Source organism: Streptomyces sp. NPDC042371, assembly GCF_056437465.1.
Window position 1 is genome coordinate 208,560 of sequence record NZ_JBWKAP010000009.1, and the last position, 16,933, is coordinate 225,492.

17 protein-coding genes, 1 pseudogene and 1 riboswitch are annotated in these 16,933 nt (G+C 70.8%); of the genes and pseudogenes, 10 read left to right on the forward strand and 8 right to left on the reverse strand.

Annotated elements, in window-relative coordinates; translation table 11 throughout:
• Positions 1 to 99: 99 nt before the first annotated feature.
• Positions 100 to 1,518 (forward strand): tetratricopeptide repeat protein, encoded by a 1,419-nt coding sequence (locus tag AC068B_RS27675; protein ID WP_478674336.1) that lies wholly within the window; start codon positions 100 to 102, stop codon positions 1,516 to 1,518.
• Between the two features lie 388 nt (positions 1,519 to 1,906).
• The gene (locus tag AC068B_RS27680) at positions 1,907 to 4,126 is read left to right on the forward strand and encodes an MMPL family transporter (RefSeq protein WP_478674337.1); all 2,220 of its coding nucleotides are present in this window, start codon (positions 1,907 to 1,909) and stop codon (positions 4,124 to 4,126) included.
• Positions 4,127 to 4,215: 89 nt separating this feature from the next.
• Here AC068B_RS27680 and AC068B_RS27685 read toward each other — a convergent pair whose 3' ends face one another.
• Complete coding sequence (locus AC068B_RS27685) at positions 4,216 to 5,211, reverse strand: DUF3048 domain-containing protein (RefSeq protein ID WP_478674338.1); 996 nt, start codon at positions 5,209 to 5,211, stop codon at positions 4,216 to 4,218.
• A 275-nt stretch (positions 5,212 to 5,486) separates the two neighbouring features.
• Between AC068B_RS27685 and AC068B_RS27690 the strand changes: the two are divergent.
• From AC068B_RS27690 to AC068B_RS27710, 5 genes and pseudogenes are all read left to right on the forward strand, one after another.
• A pseudogene (locus AC068B_RS27690) lies at positions 5,487 to 6,229 on the forward strand (PTS transporter subunit IIC); the annotation flags it as partial.
• A gap of 169 nt (positions 6,230 to 6,398) precedes the next feature.
• Positions 6,399 to 6,582: riboswitch (cobalamin riboswitch) on the forward strand.
• Positions 6,583 to 6,612: 30 nt separating this feature from the next.
• Positions 6,613 to 7,368: an energy-coupling factor ABC transporter permease gene (locus AC068B_RS27695; RefSeq protein ID WP_478674339.1), complete on the forward strand. Its 756-nt coding sequence runs from the start codon at positions 6,613 to 6,615 to the stop codon at positions 7,366 to 7,368.
• A complete protein-coding gene (locus AC068B_RS27700; RefSeq protein ID WP_478674340.1) occupies positions 7,368 to 7,760 on the forward strand; it encodes an energy-coupling factor ABC transporter substrate-binding protein in 393 nt (130 codons plus the stop codon). The genes AC068B_RS27695 and AC068B_RS27700 overlap by 1 nt, the downstream gene beginning before the upstream one ends.
• A 6-nt stretch (positions 7,761 to 7,766) precedes the next feature.
• Complete coding sequence (gene cbiQ / locus AC068B_RS27705; protein ID WP_478674341.1) at positions 7,767 to 8,516, forward strand: cobalt ECF transporter T component CbiQ; 750 nt, start codon at positions 7,767 to 7,769, stop codon at positions 8,514 to 8,516.
• The gene (locus tag AC068B_RS27710) at positions 8,513 to 9,403 is read left to right on the forward strand and encodes an energy-coupling factor ABC transporter ATP-binding protein (protein WP_478674342.1); all 891 of its coding nucleotides are present in this window, start codon (positions 8,513 to 8,515) and stop codon (positions 9,401 to 9,403) included. Before cbiQ ends, AC068B_RS27710 begins: the two co-directional genes overlap by 4 nt.
• A gap of 17 nt (positions 9,404 to 9,420) precedes the next feature.
• On the opposite strand, the gene AC068B_RS27715 is transcribed toward AC068B_RS27710, so the two are convergent.
• The 7 genes from AC068B_RS27715 to cynR form a co-directional block, all read right to left on the reverse strand.
• Entirely contained in the window at positions 9,421 to 10,170 is a 750-nt protein-coding gene (locus AC068B_RS27715; protein ID WP_478674343.1) for a dienelactone hydrolase family protein, read from the reverse strand.
• A gap of 77 nt (positions 10,171 to 10,247) precedes the next feature.
• Entirely contained in the window at positions 10,248 to 11,174 is a 927-nt protein-coding gene (locus tag AC068B_RS27720; RefSeq protein WP_478674485.1) for an endo alpha-1,4 polygalactosaminidase, read from the reverse strand.
• A 106-nt stretch (positions 11,175 to 11,280) separates the two neighbouring features.
• Positions 11,281 to 12,162: an SGNH/GDSL hydrolase family protein gene (locus AC068B_RS27725; protein ID WP_478674344.1), complete on the reverse strand. Its 882-nt coding sequence runs from the start codon at positions 12,160 to 12,162 to the stop codon at positions 11,281 to 11,283.
• A gap of 236 nt (positions 12,163 to 12,398) precedes the next feature.
• Positions 12,399 to 12,554, reverse strand: coding sequence for a DUF6131 family protein (locus AC068B_RS27730; protein ID WP_356267617.1), 156 nt, complete (start codon positions 12,552 to 12,554; stop codon positions 12,399 to 12,401).
• An 82-nt stretch (positions 12,555 to 12,636) separates the two neighbouring features.
• Positions 12,637 to 12,984: a PRC-barrel domain-containing protein gene (locus AC068B_RS27735; protein WP_042820572.1), complete on the reverse strand. Its 348-nt coding sequence runs from the start codon at positions 12,982 to 12,984 to the stop codon at positions 12,637 to 12,639.
• Between the two features lie 258 nt (positions 12,985 to 13,242).
• Entirely contained in the window at positions 13,243 to 13,758 is a 516-nt protein-coding gene (locus tag AC068B_RS27740) for a lytic polysaccharide monooxygenase auxiliary activity family 9 protein (RefSeq protein ID WP_356267613.1), read from the reverse strand.
• A 97-nt stretch (positions 13,759 to 13,855) separates the two neighbouring features.
• Positions 13,856 to 14,776, reverse strand: a complete 921-nt coding sequence (gene cynR / locus AC068B_RS27745) for a transcriptional regulator CynR (RefSeq protein WP_478674345.1) — start codon at positions 14,774 to 14,776, stop codon at positions 13,856 to 13,858.
• 136 nt (positions 14,777 to 14,912) lie between these two features.
• On the opposite strand from cynR, the gene AC068B_RS27750 reads away from it, so the two are divergent.
• The 3 genes from AC068B_RS27750 (at position 14,913) to AC068B_RS27760 (ending at position 16,908) form a co-directional block, all read left to right on the forward strand.
• A complete protein-coding gene (locus tag AC068B_RS27750) occupies positions 14,913 to 15,521 on the forward strand; it encodes a carbonic anhydrase (RefSeq protein WP_478674346.1) in 609 nt (202 codons plus the stop codon).
• A 71-nt stretch (positions 15,522 to 15,592) separates the two neighbouring features.
• A complete protein-coding gene (gene cynS / locus AC068B_RS27755) occupies positions 15,593 to 16,063 on the forward strand; it encodes a cyanase (RefSeq protein WP_478674347.1) in 471 nt (156 codons plus the stop codon).
• An 83-nt stretch (positions 16,064 to 16,146) separates the two neighbouring features.
• The gene (locus AC068B_RS27760; protein WP_478674348.1) at positions 16,147 to 16,908 is read left to right on the forward strand and encodes an aminoglycoside adenylyltransferase family protein; all 762 of its coding nucleotides are present in this window, start codon (positions 16,147 to 16,149) and stop codon (positions 16,906 to 16,908) included.
• Positions 16,909 to 16,933: the final 25 nt, after the last annotated feature.

Genomic DNA, 16,933 nt, shown 5'->3' on the forward strand with positions numbered 1-16,933 from the left:
GGGGCGTCAAGTGCCTGCGGGGCGGGCAGGATTGGTTCCCTGTCGCTCAGCGGATCGCCCACCGGGCCGCTCAGCGCCTCCCTGCGGAAGGAGCCGACCATGGCAGGCGACCGGCACGGCCACCCGATGTCCCGCACCGGCGCGGAGGCCGTCGAGCACTACGAACAGGCGCTGGAACACCTGCTGTTCTTCCGCGCCGACGTGGCCGACGCGTCCCGGCAGGTGCTCGCCGCCGCACCGCGCTCGGTCATGGGCCACGTCCTCGCCGCCCACCTGGGCCTGCTCGGCACGGAGGAGAAGGAAGCGGCCGACGCCCGCAACGCGTTCGAGCGCTTCAAGGAACACGTGCACCGCGGCGAGATGACACCGCGCGAGCGCATGCACGTCGCCGCCGCCACCTCCTGGCTGCGGGGCGACATCCACCAGGCGGGCCGGGTGCTCGGCGAGATCTCCGTGGAGTACCCGCACGACGTGCTCGCGCTGGCCGTCGGCCACCAGATCGACTTCTTCACCGGCAACGCGACGCGGCTGCGGGACCGCATCGGCGGCGCGCTGTCCGCCTGGGACGCGGCGGACCCGCACTACGGCCCCATCCTCGGCATGTACGCCTTCGGGCTCGAGGAGTCGGGCCACTACGAGCGGGCCCGCGAGACGGGCCTGGAGGCCGTCGAGCGCCGCCCTCGCGACGTGTGGGCCGTCCATGCCGTGGTGCACACCTACGAGATGCAGGGGCGGTTCGGCGACGGCATCCGCTTCCTCGACGCCCGCGCCGCGGACTGGGCGACGGGCAACTACCTGAACGTGCACAACTGGTGGCACTACTGCCTCTACGCCCTGGAGGCAGGTGACATCCCGCGCGTACTGGAGATCTACGACGCCGCCCTGCACCACGCGGGGTCGACGGGCGCGGCGATGGAGCTCCTGGACGCCGCGGCCCTGCTGTGGCGGCTGCAGCTGGCCGGGCAGGACGCGGGGGACCGGTGGCAGCCGCTCGCCGACGCCTGGGCCGCCCGTCACGACGGCGCGTACTACGCCTTCAACGACGTGCACGCGGTGATGGCGTACACCGGCGCGGGCCGCACCGCCGAGGCCGAAGCCCTGGTGCGCGAGCGGGAGCGCTATGTCGCGGGCAGCGGCTCAGGCATGTCCAACCACGCCATGACCGCGGAGGTCGGGCTGCCCGTGTGCCGCGCGCTGATCGCTTTCGGGCAGCACCACTACGACCGGACCGTGGACCTGCTGATCCCCGTACGGCACCGTGTTGGGGAGTGCGGCGGCAGTCATGCCCAGCGCGACGCCGTGCACAAGACCCTGCTGGAGGCCGCCCTGCGCGCGGGCCGCCACGAGCTGGCCCGCACCCTGCTGAGCGAGCGCATCAACCTGCGGCCCGTCTGCCCGTACAACTGGCGGGCCCAGGCCCGCCTGGCCGACGATCTGGGAGAGGACGCGCGGGCCGCGGTGGCCCGCGCCAGGGCCGACGAACAGGCGGCCGAGGGGATGGCGGCCCTCAAGCGCTGAGACGTAGAGCGAGTGGTTAGGGCGAAATTCGGCCAACGGCTGTAACTGTCTCCTGGCGGCGGAAATGCGTGTGTGGTGCAGACATGCGGACCGAGCTGCGGCGCGAGATAAGGGGAGTCGATGGTTCCGCGCCAATGATGAAGAAACTGTTGACACGTGACTGCACCCTGTGGCCTAGAAAGGGAGATCGGCTCTCCTCCCATGGGATGACACTTCGCGCGACGCAGTACAGCGACCGTGGGCCGATAGTCCGGCTCGCAGGCGGACTTGTTCCCCTGGATCGGCAGTGAGGATAGAGGGGAAATCCTGCTGGACCCCCTGACGTGCGGCGATCGCATTGGCAGTGGGTCGTCCCTGCCTGCTGAACCCGACGGGAGTCCCCTTCGCCGTGGCTACGTTCCTGTACAAACTAGGCCGCCTCGCCTTCCGGCGGCGCCGCTACGTGGCGCTGCTGTGGGTGGTGGCGCTGGCCGGCGCCATCTTCGCCTCGTCGGCCGCTCCTTCCCCGCCCGAAGACTCCTTCTCGATGCCGGGAACGGAGTCCCAGAAGGCCTTCGACCGCCTCGAGAAGAACTTCCCCGACGCCAGCGCCGAAGGAGCCAGCGCCCGTGTCGTGATCCGCGCCCCCGAGGGCAAGAAGATCACCGAGGGACAGCCCAAGAGCGAGGTCGACCGGCTCGTCGCGGCCATCGGCAAGGGCCCGCAGGTGTCGAGCGTCGACGACCCCTACAAGGCCAAGACCGTCAGCAAGGACGGCAGCACCGTCTACACCTCGGTCACCTACAAGGTCGCCGCCACCGAGCTCACCGACAAGGCCCGGGACGCGCTGACCAAGGCGACCGACACCACCCGCGACGCCGGACTCACGGTCGAGACCGGCGGTGACGCCGTCATGGCCGAGCAGGAGATGGGTGGCAGCGCCGAACTCATCGGCATCGCCATCTCCGCGGTCGTCCTGATCATCACCTTCGGTTCGATGGTCGCCGCGGGCATGCCGCTGCTGACCGCGATCATCGGTGTCGGCATCGGCATCTCCGGCATCGCGGCGCTCGGCAGCGTCCTCGACCTCTCCGCCACGACCTCCACGCTTGCGATGATGATCGGCCTCGCCGTCGGCATCGACTACGCCCTCTTCATCGTCTCCCGCTACCGAGCGGAGATAGCCGAGGGCCGCGAACCGGAGGAAGCCGCGGGCCGGGCGACCGGAACCGCAGGCTCTGCCGTCGTGTTCGCCGGCCTCACCGTCGTCGTCGCCCTGTCCGGCCTCGCGATCGTCAACATCCCGATCCTCACCAAGATGGGTCTGGCCGCGGCGGCCACCGTCGTGATCGCCGTCCTCATCGCGCTCACCATGATCCCCGCGCTGCTCGGCTTCGCGGGCCGCAAGGTGCTGCGCCGCAAGGACCGCAAGAAGTCCGCGAGCGAGCTGCGCGACCCGAACGCCAAGCCGAAGCTCGGCACCCGCTGGGCCCGCTTCGTGCTGCGCCACCCGCTCTCCGTGCTCCTGGTCGCCGTCCTCGGCCTCGGCGCCGTGGCCGTGCCCGCGGCCAGCCTGGAGCTCGGCCTGCCCGACGAGGGCACGTCGGCGCCGGACACCACGCAGCGCAAGGCCTACGACATGCTGTCCGAGTCCTTCGGCGCAGGCTTCAACGGCCCGCTGATGGTCACGGTCAGCAAGGACTCCGACGTGGCGGGCGCTGCCAAGACCGTCGGCGACTCGATCGCCAAGATCGACGGCGTCGCCGCCGTGACGCCCGCCCAGGCCAACAAGGCCGGCGACACCGCGATCCTGAACGTCATCCCCAAGACCGGCCCGAGCGACCACAAGACCGAGGAACTGGTCAAGTCGCTCCGCTCGACCGCCGACGGCATCGGGGCCGACACCGGCTCCGAGATCCTGGTCACCGGCCAGACCGCGATGACCATCGACTTCTCCCAGACGCTGGACGACGCGCTCCTGCCCTACCTCGGCCTGGTCGTCGGACTCGCCTTCCTGCTCCTGATGCTGGTGTTCCGCTCGATCCTGGTCCCGCTCAAGGCGGCGCTCGGCTTCCTGCTCTCGGTGGCCGCCGCGCTCGGCGCCGTGGTCGCGGTCTTCCAGTGGGGCTGGCTCGCCGACGTCGTGGGCGTCGACCAGCCGGGCCCGATCATGAGCATGATGCCGATCTTCATGATCGGCGTGGTGTTCGGCCTGGCGATGGACTACGAGGTCTTCCTCGTGACGCGGATGCGCGAGGCGTACGTCCACGGGGCGCGCCCCGGCGAGTCGGTCGTGACCGGCTTCACCCACGGCGGACGGGTCGTGGCCGCGGCCGCGATCATCATGATGAGCGTCTTCTCCGGCTTCATCATGGAGAACGACGACATGATCAAGATGATGGGCTTCGGCCTGGCGATCGCCGTCCTCTTCGACGCCTTCGTCGTCCGCATGGCGATCGTGCCCGCCGTCCTCGCACTGCTCGGCAAGTCCGCCTGGTGGCTGCCGCGCTGGCTGGACAGGGCGCTGCCGAACGTGGACGTGGAGGGCGAGAAGCTCCACAAGAACCTCGGCGACACGGGCACGCCTGACGCCGAGACGGACCGGGAACTGGCCCCTGTGGGCAGGTGACACACCGCGGTCCTCGCTGAGCGGGCCGGTCGGGACACCCCTGAAGTGGGGGGAGTGCCCCGACCGGCCCGTTCGGTCTTTCCCGCGGGTCAGTGGCGGTCCGCGTAGACCATCCAGACCTGGCCCGGGGCGAAGGGCATCGGCTGCCCGTTCGGCCGGGTGAACGTGGTGCCGCCGGTGGCCGCGGAACGCTCCCAGCGGGTCAGGTAGCGCTTGCCGTTCCGCAGCACCAGCGCCTTGCCGCGGCCGACCGTCTCGATGTACGGCGTCACCGCGCCGTTGACGTCCTTGAAGCGCGACGGACGCATGTTCACGTACTGGATCACGATGGTGCGGGCCCCGAGTTGCCCGCCCGACGTGCTGCGGGCCGGGACGCCGTCGAAGGACGCGAGCCAGCGGCCCTGCCGCGGCGACCAGCGGAAGGTGTGGCTTGCGGAGGGGTACCGGACGGTCCTGGCCGCGGTGCGGGCACCGCCCGCCGGGGCCGGGCCGAAGCGGAAGCCGATGTCGGCCGGGCGGTCGGCCCGCGGCGCCGAGCGCAGCACCGCCTTCGGCCGCACGAAGAGGTTGTGCGGGGCGGGGCGCCCGCTCTGGCGGAAGTACGCACCGGGCAGCCGGCCGTGCGAGCGGGCGTACAGCGAGGAGTTCCTCAGCACCTTCTGCAGCGCGCTGCGCACCCCGGAGTAGGCGAGGGCGGGCCGCCCGAACTGACGCAGCAGCTCGATGTCCGACTCACGGGCGCTGCGCACCGGCCCGACGGCGTGGGGGAGTTTGCTGGAGTACACGCCCATCAGGCGGCTCATCCCGCCCTCGACCTTCTCCACGTACACGATGTCCGCCCGGTCGAGACCGGTGTGCGGCCGGGCCCGGCGCGCGTTGTCGAACTTCACGGCGAGGACCGGGTTCTGCCGTGCGGACTGCCCGGTGAAGGGCGAGGTGCTCCGGGGGGCGGGGGCGTCCTCGGAGGCGGGGGCGCTCGCGTAGGAGGGTGCGCCCACGGTGAGCGAGGCCGTGGCGACCAGCGCGAGCACTTTCGCGCCGATCCGGGTGCGGCGGGTGGCCCGGACTGTCGTTGCTGCCTTCAAGGCGTCTCCATTCGTGGCGGTGCGGCCGCCGCAGGGTCCGTGGCGGTGCAGCCGCAGATGTACCTCCCGCAGCGGTGGGGCCAATCACCCCTGGGCCATCCACCCTCGCCAGGTCACTCTTTCCGGGGGCGCCCCAGCGTGGCTCCGCCCCGAACGGCGCTGCGGACGTGCCGGGCCGCGCGCGTCGGAGAGAATCATGGACATGGCAGCGCTGAACGAGATCCTCCCCGTGGCAGCCGTGCCCTTCGACGCGCCCGCGGCCGACTGGCGCGAACATGCAGGGCCTCCAGTTCGGCATCGCCGTCGCCGTGATCCTCTTCGGCGTCCGCACGATCCTCGGCGAACTCGTCCCGGCCTTCCAGGGCATCGCCAGGAAACTGGGGCCCGGCGCGGTCCCCTCCCTCGACGCGCCCATCGTCTTCCCCTACGCACAGAACGCCGTCCCCATCGGCTTCATCTCCAGCTTCGTCGGCGGCCTCGTCAGCCTCTGCCTGCTCGCCTGGATCTTCCACCCGGCCTTCGGACTCGCCCTCGTCCTGCCCGGTCTGGTCCCGCACTTCTTCACCGGCGCGCGGCCGGGGGCTACGGCAACGTGACCGGCGGCCGCCGCGGCGCGGCCCTCGGCGCCTTCGTCAACGGCGTCATCATCACCTTCCTGCCCGCGCTGCTCCTGAAGGTCCTCGGCGCCTTCGGGGAGGAGAACACCACCTTCGGGGGCGCCGACTTCGGCTGGTTCGGCACACTCGTCGGTTATGCGGCCAAGACGGAGGAGACTGGCGGGTTCGTCCTGATGCTGCTGATCGGCGTGGCCGTCCTCTTCGGCGCGATCGTCGTGCAGAAGCGCGTCGTGGAGACCGGCTGGGACCCGGGTGCCCGCCGTGACGTACTGCTGCCGCCGAACCCGGACCGCGCCGCGGAGAAGGTCCCGGCCGCCGCCGGATCCCCCGTCGCGTACGCGAAGATCGCACCCCCGCGCGGAGCGCCGAAGCCGCCCCCGCCGCCGGACGCCCGGAGCTGACGGCTCCAGACCCACTTCTGCGTCCCCTGTGCGCCCCCCTGCCGCGTCCGCTCCACGCCACCTGCCAACTCGGTGCACAGCCTCTGAACAGGGGCGCACGTGGTGTATGCGCGCTCGCGCGTGCCACCGGCGCAACGAGCCCGCAAGTTGTCAGCACGTCCGTTGCGCACTAATGTCGCCACGCCTTGGTGAACGGGAAATCCGGTGTGATGCCGGTGCGGCCCTCGCCACTGTGATCGGGAAGTCCGGCTCCAGCCCTCGCGGCAGCCACTGGGTACTCACGTGCCCGGGAAGGCGGAGTCCGGTCGGTACGACCCGTCAGCCAGGAGACCGGCCAAGGCGCGTTGTCCATCCACGAGGTGCTGGAGAGGGTCTGCCGAGCCATGCACATAGCCGAGGGTTTCCTCCCACCGGCGCACGCGATCGCCTGGGGCGTAGCGTCCGCGCCGTTCGTCGTACACGGAGTCCGCTCCCTGACCCGTGAAGTCAAGGAACACCCGGAGAGCACCCTGCTCCTCGGCGCCTCCGGAGCCTTCACGTTCGTCCTTTCCGCCCTGAAGATCCCTTCTGTGACGGGCAGTTGCTCGCACCCGACGGGGACCGGACTCGGGGCGATCCTGTTCCGGCCACCGATCATGACGGTGCTCGGCACCATCACCCTGCTCTTCCAGGCGCTGCTGCTCGCCCACGGCGGGCTCACCACCCTGGGCGCCAACGTGTTCTCCATGGCGATCGTCGGGCCCTGGGCGGGATACGCGGTCTACCGGCTCCTCAAGCGGTACGACGTGCCGCTCATGGTCGCCGTGTTCTTCGGCGCGTTCGTCGCCGACCTGTCCACGTACTGCGTCACCAGCGTCCAGCTGGCCCTGGCGTTCCCCGACCCCAGCAGCGGCTTCCTCGGCGCCCTGGGCAAGTTCGGCGGCATCTTCGCCGTCACGCAGATTCCGCTTGCGGTCAGCGAAGGACTCCTCACCGTCCTGGTGATGCGGCTCCTCGTGCAGTCGAGCAAGGGCGAACTCACGCGCCTCGGCGTGCTGCTGCAGCGCAAGCAGACGGACGTGACGACCAAGCCGACCGAACCGAGCAAGTCGGCCGAGCCGACAAAGTCGACCGAGACGCAGACGGGGGCCAGTGCCTGATGAGCCGCAACGCGAAGATCAACACCCTGCTGCTCCTCATCGTGGCCGCGCTCGCCGTGCTGCCGATCGCGCTGGGACTCGGCGACGACGAGGAGGAGCCGTTCGCCGGGGCCGATGCCCAGGCCGAGACGGCGATCACCGAGATCAAGCCGGACTACGAGCCGTGGTTCTCGCCGCTGTACGAACCCCCGTCCGGGGAGGTCGAGTCGGCGCTCTTCGCCCTGCAGGCCGCCCTCGGCGCGGGCGTCCTCGCCTACTACTTCGGGCTGCGCAAGGGCCGCAAGCAAGGCGCGGAACAGGCGCGTGCGGAACAGGCGCGTGCGGAGCGGGCTGCCGGGCCGGACGCGCCGGTCGGCGCGGACGGTGCCCGGGCCGAGACCGAGCAGGTCTGACCCGGCGTGCTGCCCCTCGATGCGGCGGCGCACAGCAGTCGCTGGCGCCGCCGGCACCCCGTGGACAAGGCCGTGCTCGGGCTCGGCCTCACGATCCTCGCCATCTCGCTGCCGCCCTGGCCGGGCGCCGTCCTGGTCCTGGCCGCCGCAGTCGTCCTGCTGCTCGGCCCCGCCGGTGTGCCGCCCCGCAAGCTGTGGCGCGCCTACCGCGTGCCGCTCGGCTTCTGTGTCACCGGCGCACTCACCCTGCTCGTCCAAGTCGGCGGCCCCGAAGGGTTCGTGACCTTCGCGGAGGGCGGTCCGGCGCGTGCGGGCGGGCTGCTCCTGCGGACCTCCGCCGCCTCGCTCGGCGTGCTGCTTTTCGCCTTCACCACACCGATGTCGGACCTGCTGCCCCGCCTGGTGAAAGCGGGCGTGCCCGCACCGGTCGTGGACGTCGCACTCGTCACCTACCGGATGAGTTTCCTGCTCCTGGACTCCATGAGCCGCATCCGGCAGGCGCAGGCCGCCCGGCTCGGGCACACCACCCGCGCCGCCACCTGGCGCTCCCTCGCAGGTCTCGGCGCCACCGCGTTCGTGCGCGCCTTCGACCGGGCGAGCCGTCTGCAGGCCGGGCTCGCGGGCCGCGGCTACGACGGCACCCTGCGCGTCCTGGTGCCCGAGGCCCGCATCTCGCGCCCCTTCATCACGGCGGGCGCGGCACTTCTCGTGGGCCTGGTGGCCCTCACCCTCGTACTGGAAAGGTTCCTGCCATGAGTGAGCCGAGGGCTCTTCGCGAGCCGGACGCTCCCAGCGGACCCCGCGGGTCCGTGGTCGCCCTGCAAGCGGCGGCGTACGCGTACGAGGACGGGCCCACCGTGCTCAGCGGCCTGGACTTCGACGTCGTCGAGGGGCGCGCGCTCGCGCTCCTCGGGCGCAACGGCAGCGGCAAGACGACCCTGATGCGCCTGCTCAGCGGCGGACTGCGCCCGGACCGGGGGAACTTGACCCTGGAGGGCGCCCCCGTCACGTACGACCGCAAGGGCCTGACCCGGCTGCGTACGACCGTCCAGCTGGTCGTCCAGGACCCCGACGACCAGCTGTTCGCCGCCTCGGTCGAGCAGGACGTGTCCTTCGGCCCGCTCAACCTCGGCCTGCCCGACCCCGAGGTCCGCGCCCGGGTCGCCGAGTCGCTCGCCGCCCTCGACATCGTCGCGCTCGCCGACCGGCCCACCCATCTCCTCTCCTACGGCCAGCGGAAGCGGACGGCCATCGCCGGTGCCGTCGCGATGCGCCCCCGCGTCCTCATCCTCGACGAGCCGACCGCCGGGCTCGACCCCGACGGCCAGGAGCGCCTGCTCGCCACCCTGCAAGGGCTGCGGGACGCGGGCACGACCGTGGTGATGGCGACCCACGACGTGGACCTGGCCCTGCGCTGGGCCGACGACGCGGCGCTGCTCACCCCCTCCGGCGTACGGACCGGCCCGGTCACCGAGATGCTCGGGCAACGGGACCTCCTGGCGCAGGCGGGCCTGCACCTGCCGTGGGGGATCGCCGTCGGAGAGCTGCTCCGCGCGCACGGCCTGCCGACCGGAGCAGGTGAAGGGCCGCGCACGGCGGAGGAGCTGGCCGAGCTGGTGGCGGGGCCGAAGCCCGCGGGCTGACCGCCTGCGGGCGGGGCTCAGTTCTTGCCGAGGGTGCGGTCGAGCAGCGGGAGCAGCCGCTCCCAGTGGCGCCGCAGCGCCGCGGGGTCGAAGGCGTCGGTGTCGGACATGGTGAAGCCGTGGACGGTGCCGGGGTAGATCTCGGTGGTGTGGCCGACCCCTGCGGCGTCGAATGCCTGGTCGAGCTCGCTGATCGCCTCGGGCGTCAAGTCCCCTTCGGCGAGGCCGAGGTGGACCTCCGCGGTGAGCTCGTGGGCGAGGCGGTGCGGGCTGTCGGGTGCCTCGGTGACCAGGAAGCCGGGGTGGAATCCGGCGACGGCGGCCACCAGGCCGGGGTGGGCCGTGGCGGTGCGCATCGCCAGGGCGGCGCCCAGGCAGTAGCCGATCGCGGCGACCGGTCCGGGGCCGACCTCGGGCTGGGCGGTGAGGAACCCGAGGTAGGCGTCGGCGTCGCGCAGGACGCGCTCGGTGGTGTGGGCCTCGACCAGGGGCATCGCCTGGGCGAAGACCGCGGGCCGCTCCTCCGCGCCGATGTGCGCGGGGAGTTCGAGCACGGGGGCCGGTCCGTGCCGGTAGTAGAGGTTGGGTACGAGCACGTAATACCCGTGCCCGGCGAGTTCGCGGGCCTTCTGCTCCAGCTCGGGCCGCAGGCCGAACGCGTCCGGGTACAGCAGTACTCCGGGGTGCCGCTCGCCGCCCTCGGGGAAGGCGGCGAAGGCGTCCGCGCTGCCGTCCGCGGTGGGAATCTGCAGTGTCTTGGTGGGCAAGGAAATCCTTCCGGTCGGTGGAGGGCGCCGCGCCGGGCGGCCCCTCCCGATACTGCACGGTGTGCGCGGTGCCGGTATCAGCAGTGCCGGTACACGTGCCCGTCCTCGCCCGCAGGCAGGACGTCACGGTCGCGCAGGGTGATGGACAGCTTCTTGCCCCAGGCGCGGCAGGCGGTGTCGAAGTCCTTCGTCACGTACTCGATGTCGAAGACCTTCCCGTCGTACGCGGACGCGAAGTCGGGGCACTCCTTGTAGCGGGCGCACTCCTCGGTCACCGCGAAGTCGAAGCCGATCCGCTTGCGCTCGTCGAGGAGGTCGGTGGTGTTCTTCTGCGCGATGGCCAGGCCCTTGCTGTGCGCGCGCTGGGCGAGGAGCCGGGCGAAGGCCGCCGCGTCGTCGGTGGTGAGCAGGCCGTCGGAGCGTTCGTAGGAGTCGAGGTTGTCGGGCTCCACCGCGTCGAAGCCCGCCTCCGCGCAGCCGTCGATCCACTTCCCGACGATCTCGGCGAGCGCCTCGCGCTTCTTCCGGGTCGAGATGTCGAGCAGGGGCTCCTGCCAGTCCTCGTCGACGACCGTCCGTCCCTCGTCGTCGCGCAGCAGGAGGTCGCCGTGTTCGCGCTGCCACCAGCGCTTCGCCTTCTTGCCGGGCTGGGTCTGGAAGGCGTTGACGTAGCAGATGTTGTAGAGGCCGGGGGCGGGGTCGGCCGTGCGGTCGCGGGAGACGGCGCGCACCTTGGCGGGGGGCGCGTACGGGCCGCCCAGCTGATAGTCGAACTTCGCGTCGACGGGCGGCTGCCGGACGTCGTCCGCGCCGGATCCGGTGGATGCGCCGGACCCGGCGGAGGTGTCGGATCCGGCGGTCGAGCATCCGACGAGGAGCGCCAGCAGCAGCGTGCCGCCCAGACCGGCCCGCAGGGCCCGGCCCCTTGCGGCGCCGCCGGTCGGCCGCGCCGAAGGGGTCTCATCGGTCCGCTCGGAGCGGTTGTTGCTGGTAGGCCACTTGATCCCGTTCACCCGGCAAGGATCTCAGGCCCTGTGTGCGGCCTGTGCGGCGGGCGTCCGGTAAGGGCGGGTTCAGCGGTTAAGGGCGGGTCAATGCGGGGCGTGCGGGTCAGGACAGGTTCAAGGCCTTGGCCGTCTGCTTGGCCATCCCGGCCTCGCCGATGGCGTTGGGATGCACGGGGACGAAGTTCGTGCCGAAGAGGACCGGCTCGATCCAGCGCTGGCCCACCGGCCGGTAGGCGTCGTGCGCGTCGGACGCGGCGGCCATGTCGACGAACGTCGTGCCGGTCTCCGCGGCGGCCTGCTGCGCGGCGCCGTTCAAGTGCGCCTGCAGATCCCGGAGGTAGGGCACGTCGCCTTCCGCGATGGGCATCTTGGCGAAGCAGCCGGGCTCGGCCTTCGCGGGGGTGATCCAGGGGTAGCCGAGAATCGCGACCTTCGCCTTCGGTGACTTCGCCTTGATCCGGCTCAGCGAGTTCTTGATCGCCGGGTACGTCGTCGCGTCGATCTGGTCCGTGAACTTGCTGCCGTAGAGGTCCTTGCAGGGGCTGCCCCTGCCGCCCGAGACGATGCCCGCGCTGCCGCAGGCGAGGATCGCGTTGATGAACGTGCTGTTGTCGTTGCCGCCGATGGTGAGCGTCACCAGCTCCGTGTCGCTCTTCAGCGCGTCGAATTGCGGGGCGACCCCCGGGTACTGGGACGTGGTGAAGTGCGTCGTCTGGGCGCCGCCGCAGGTCACGTCGGTGAGGCGGGCGCCGAGCGAGGAGGCGAGGAGGTGCGGGTAGTTCAGCGAGGTGCGGGCGCACAGGAGGGGCGCGCCGGGGTCGAGGGGCAGCACGCCCGACCCGGCGCTGTAGCTGTCGCCGAGGGCGACGTAGTGCAAGGGATCCCGGGTGTCGGGAGCGGCGGCGGCAGGACCTGCGCCGAGGCCGAGTGCGGCGATTCCCGTGACGGCGGCCACGGCTGCCACTGTGCGATGCGGTCTGGGCATGCGCATGAGGGTTCTCCTCCGGGGAGGGGTGCGTGGGGGGTGGAGCTCGTGCAACGTAGTTCACGATCTTGCAGCTCACTACGCGCGCACATGCGCATCCCTGTCCGGAGTCTTGGCACTTGGGTGACAAGCCCGCGCAGCCGGGTGCGGCCCGTGAGGTCACACGGGCCGCACCCGGCTGCCGGGAACAGGAAGGGGCCCGGGCTACGGCCCGGGCCCCTTCCCGCATTTACATTTCACCAATAATGCTTTCGGCCGCCCACCGCGTGTCCCGCAGTGCCGAGGACCCACAGAACCGCACCGATGACGAGGAGTGCGACGCCGATGGTCCAGAGGATGGACACACCGGCCAGCAGACCGATGACGAGCAGGATGAGGCCGAGTGCGATCATGGATCCTCCAACTCTCGGAAACTCTTGGCAACTCTCAGGAACTCTTGAAACTCTCCGAACGGCTAGAGTTTCTCGGTCCGTTTCAGTGACCGGATCCGTAATACCCGCCGAGCTGATCGCGGTAGGCCGGGTCGCCGAGGTGCTTTTCCTTGTCGAACTCGGGCGCGTTCTTGATCTGCTCCTTCGTGAGCGAGACCAGGATGCGCCGCTCTTCGTTGTCGATGGCCGTGACGGTGCTGGCAGGGAGCAGGACCTCCTTGCCGAAGATCCACACACCGGTGTCGACGACGATGTACTGATTGGCCACCTCGTCGGAATGCTTGTCGACCTTTCCGATATGGCCGTCCGCCGCCTCGACCTTGTAACCCGTCAGATCACTGTCGGGGCCGTGACCGGCGGTCGGAACGTAGCTCCACATTTCGTTGTTCATTCAGGACTCCTAGATCGATGCCTGCAGTGCAGGATGATGATTATCGGAGGGAGTCGCAATGATCAACCGCTCCTGGACTCCGGGTGTCCTGTCGAAGCGCCGCTAAACACATGGAGTGCAAAATAAAAAAAGCCCGTTCCGCCGGACCGATCGTGGTCCGGCGAAACGGGCGAGGTGGCAAATGTGGGGGACCACCTCAGGATCCCTCAGTCATCCCTCAGGGATCCATTCGGCCGAGGCGAATCTCCTCGGGTCTCCTCAGCCTTTGATGTTCACGTCGATACAGGCGTAGAACGCGTTCGCGGTGTCCGCGATGTTCCACACGGCGAGAACCTTCTGCTTCCCGGTGAGCCCGCCGAAGTCGACCTTGTGGGTGACGGTCTCGCCCGGCTGGGCGCCGCCGTCGTCGACCTCGGCGATCTTGTTGCCGCCGACGAAGTACTGCCAGGTGCTGGTGCTGTGACGTGCCGTCAGCTTCCAGCTGAAGTCCTGGGAGGAGCCGACGTCGGTCGTCTGCCACCCCTTGCTGTCGTCGTCGAGCTCGGCGAACCGGTCGTTGCCTCCGCTGCAGGTCGTCTGGCCCTTGGGGCCCTCGACGCTCTGCGGCTCGTGGGTGATGTCGCCGCACGCCACGGTGCCGGCCGCGCACTGGGCCTGTCGGCTCGGGGGCGAGTTGACGTAGCCGTGGGCTCCGGCAGGGGAGACCGTGGTCAGGACCAGTACGGGTGCGAAGCCCGCGCCGATGATCGCGGCCAGTTTCCGCTTCGAATGCATCTCTGCTCCCTCTGGGCATGGGGGGATGAGGGGGAAGAGGCAACCGGGCGCCTCGGTCGACTCATTGGCCTAGACCTTACTGATTGTCGGGTCTCCGTCAACCCTTCAACTGATGTTCTTGGTTCGCCAGTTGCGTCTGGGACCACTCGTGGGCCAGCCCGGTGAAGGCTCGCGCGGCGGCGCTCCGATAGCCGCTTTCGCGGTGCAGCAGCGTGACCGTACGCGCGGGCAGGGCGGGGTCGAGCGGGACGGTGTGCAGGCCGGGGCGGTCGCGGGTGAGGGCGTCGGGCAGGACCGTGGCCAGCGGCGAGTACCGGACGATCTCGGTGAGGGCGTTGATCGAGGTGGCCTCCACGGCGACGTCCGGCCGCACCGCGTGCCGGGTGAAATGGGCGTCGATGTGCACGCGCGTCGCGAAGTCGCCGCTGAGCAGCGCGAGCCGGACCGCGGCGAGTTCGTCCAGAGATAGCGGATCGGTGCGCCCTGCGTGCGGGTGGAGGTCGCCCACCACGAGGCTGAGGCTCTCGGTGAACAGGTCCGCGGCGGACAGACCCGGCAGGTGTGTGCCCTGGAAGGCGATGCCGAGGTCGAGTTCGTCGGCTAGCAGGGCCGGTTCGATCCGCTCCTGGGGGAGCTCCCGCAGGTAGAGGGAGATCCCCGGGTGACGGGCGTGGAGCAGGGCGGTGAGCGGGCCGACGAGGTAGGCGGTGAACGTGGGTGTCACGGCCAGGCGCAGGGCGCCGCGGGACAGGTCCGTCACGTCGTGCACGGCCCGTTCGGCCGCCGCCAGGTCCTGCAGAGCGCGCCGCGCGTACGGAAGGTAGGCGGCGCCTGCGTCGGTGAGGCGCACCGCGCGGCCGCTGCGGTCCAGGAGCGGGACGCCCACCGCGCGCTCCAGCTGCCGGATCTGCTGGGACAGCGTCGGCTGGGAGATGTGCAGCTCCTCGGCCGCCCGCGTGAAGTTGCCGTGCTCGGCGACGGCGAGCAGATAGCGCAGATGACGCAGTTCGGGAGCCATGTCTCCCACTATAGATCCATCTATAGATGGCATCGATGGAAGTCATGGATAGTGCGTCTTGGACGCTATAGATGCAGGTCATGCATGGTGGATCTCGTCAGCCCGACAGGGCGGACCCCTACCGAAGGGAGTGACCATGCGAGACCTCGCGGCTGGAGTGCAACGCTTCCAGCGGGACGTCTTCCCGGCCAAGGCCGAGCTGTTCGCGCGCCTTGCCACCCGCCACACACCGGACACGCTGTTCATCGGCTGCTCCGACGCCCGCGTCGTCCCCGAACTGCTCACCCAGCGCGAGCCGGGCGAGCTGTTCGTCATCCGCACCGCAGGCAATCTCGTCCCGGCCCATACGCCGTACGCCGACGGAATCGCCGCGAGCATCGAGTACGCGGTATCCGTCCTCGGCGTCACCGACATCGTGGTGTGCGGCCACTCGGCCTGCGGGGCGATGACCGCGCTCGCCGAACGCCAGGACCTGACCGGCGCACCGGCCGTCGCCGACTGGCTGCGTCACGCGGACGCCGCCCTGGCCCGGACCCCCGACTCCGCGACCGGCGGCGAGCGGGTGGCCACCCTGGTGCGGGACAACGTCCTGGCCCAGCTCACCCACCTGGCCACACACCCCTCGGTGGCGCGGGCCCTGTCCCACGACGCGCTCACGCTGCACGGCTGGGTCTACGACATCCCCACGGGCGCCGTCGAGGACGTCACCGCCATCACCCCCCTCACGGCCGCCACCGCGGCCTGAAGCACCCCCAACTCCTGACCATCTCCGTGGCGGGCCCGTCCCTGCCCGGACCCCGAAAGGACACCCCTCTCATGATCCACGCCCAGTTCGACCCCACCGCCCGCCAGAACCTCGCGGTCCAGGCCGTCGAGGCCAAGGTGCGCAAGGACCTGTCCTGGCAGCAGATCGCCGACGCGGCGGGCCTGTCCGTCGCCTTCGTCACCGCTGCGGTGCTCGGCCAGCACGCCCTGCCCGAGCCCGCCGCGAAGGCCGTCGCCGAGCTGCTCGGCCTGGACGACGACGCGGCGACCCTGCTGCAGACGATCCCGACCCGCGGCTCCATCTCCGGCGGCATCCCGACCGACCCGACGATCTACCGCTTCTACGAGATGCTCCAGGTCTACGGCACCACGCTGAAGGCCCTGGTCCACGAGGAGTTCGGCGACGGCATCATCAGCGCGATCAACTTCAAGCTGGACGTGCGGAAGGTCGCCGACCCCGAGGGCGGCGAGCGCGCGGTGATCACCCTGGACGGCAAGTACCTTCCCACCAAGCCCTTCTGACGCCTCACCACTCGGGAACCGGGTGACGGCCGGGCCCGTCGGGTGCCTACGATGCGGGCGACGCGAGACGAACGGAGCAGCGAATGACGCAGACCGACGACGTGGTCCGCCTGGTTCGTGACGTGTTCGGCGACGCCGACATCGTGGGGGTCTACCTGCACGGCTCGGCCGTCCTCGGCGGGCTGCGCCCGCACAGCGACATCGACGTGTTCGTCGTCGCGGGGCGGCGCACCACGGCAGGGCAGCGCCAGGCCCTGACCGACGGACTGCTCGCCCTCTCCGGCAGCGGCGCCCCGGGCGAGCCCCTGCGTCCCGTCGAACTGACCGTCGCCGTCCAGGACGACATCCGCCCCTGGACGTACCCGCCCCGCGTCGAGTTCCAGTACGGAGAGTGGCTGCGCGAGGCGTACCTGCGCGGCCGGACTCCGGAGCCCGCGCCGAGCCCGGACCTCGCGCTCCTGGTCACGATGGTGCTGCGGGGGAGGGCGGCTCTCCGGGGGCCGGAACCCGACCAGGTGCTCGACCCGGTCCCGCCGGGCGACGTCGCCCGCGCGATGGCCGCCGCCGTCCCCGAGCTGCTCGCCGAGCTCGACACCGACACCCGCAACGTCCTGCTGACCCTCGCCCGCATCTGGACGACCCTCGCGACGGGCGACATCAAGTCCAAGGACGCGGCGGCCGACTGGGTTCTGGACCGTATCCCCGCCGAGCACCGGCCCGTGCTGAGCCGTGCCCGTGCCGTCTACCTCGGGGCGGCGGAGGAGCGCTGGGACGATCTTCTCCCGCAGCTCAAGCCGCACGCCCACCACGTCGTCCGGGAGATAGAGCGGCTCGCGCCCCATTGACATCCGGCGCCACCGCGGTGAAGCT

Bases quoted from the DNA above. Each gene is read 5' to 3' on its own strand.
- AC068B_RS27675 (WP_478674336.1), top strand. From the start codon at position 100: ATGGCAGGCGACCGGCACGGCCACCCGATGTCCCGCACCGGCGCGGAG.
- AC068B_RS27695 (WP_478674339.1), top strand. From the start codon at position 6,613: ATGCACATAGCCGAGGGTTTCCTCCCACCGGCGCACGCGATCGCCTGG.
- AC068B_RS27700 (WP_478674340.1), top strand. From the start codon at position 7,368: ATGAGCCGCAACGCGAAGATCAACACCCTGCTGCTCCTCATCGTGGCC.
- AC068B_RS27710 (WP_478674342.1), top strand. From the start codon at position 8,513: ATGAGTGAGCCGAGGGCTCTTCGCGAGCCGGACGCTCCCAGCGGACCC.
- AC068B_RS27725 (WP_478674344.1), bottom strand. From the start codon at position 12,162: ATGCCCAGACCGCATCGCACAGTGGCAGCCGTGGCCGCCGTCACGGGA.
- AC068B_RS27730 (WP_356267617.1), bottom strand. From the start codon at position 12,554: ATGATCGCACTCGGCCTCATCCTGCTCGTCATCGGTCTGCTGGCCGGT.
- AC068B_RS27735 (WP_042820572.1), bottom strand. From the start codon at position 12,984: ATGAACAACGAAATGTGGAGCTACGTTCCGACCGCCGGTCACGGCCCC.
- AC068B_RS27740 (WP_356267613.1), bottom strand. From the start codon at position 13,758: ATGCATTCGAAGCGGAAACTGGCCGCGATCATCGGCGCGGGCTTCGCA.
- cynR (WP_478674345.1), bottom strand. From the start codon at position 14,776: ATGGCTCCCGAACTGCGTCATCTGCGCTATCTGCTCGCCGTCGCCGAG.
- AC068B_RS27750 (WP_478674346.1), top strand. From the start codon at position 14,913: ATGCGAGACCTCGCGGCTGGAGTGCAACGCTTCCAGCGGGACGTCTTC.
- cynS (WP_478674347.1), top strand. From the start codon at position 15,593: ATGATCCACGCCCAGTTCGACCCCACCGCCCGCCAGAACCTCGCGGTC.
- AC068B_RS27760 (WP_478674348.1), top strand. From the start codon at position 16,147: ATGACGCAGACCGACGACGTGGTCCGCCTGGTTCGTGACGTGTTCGGC.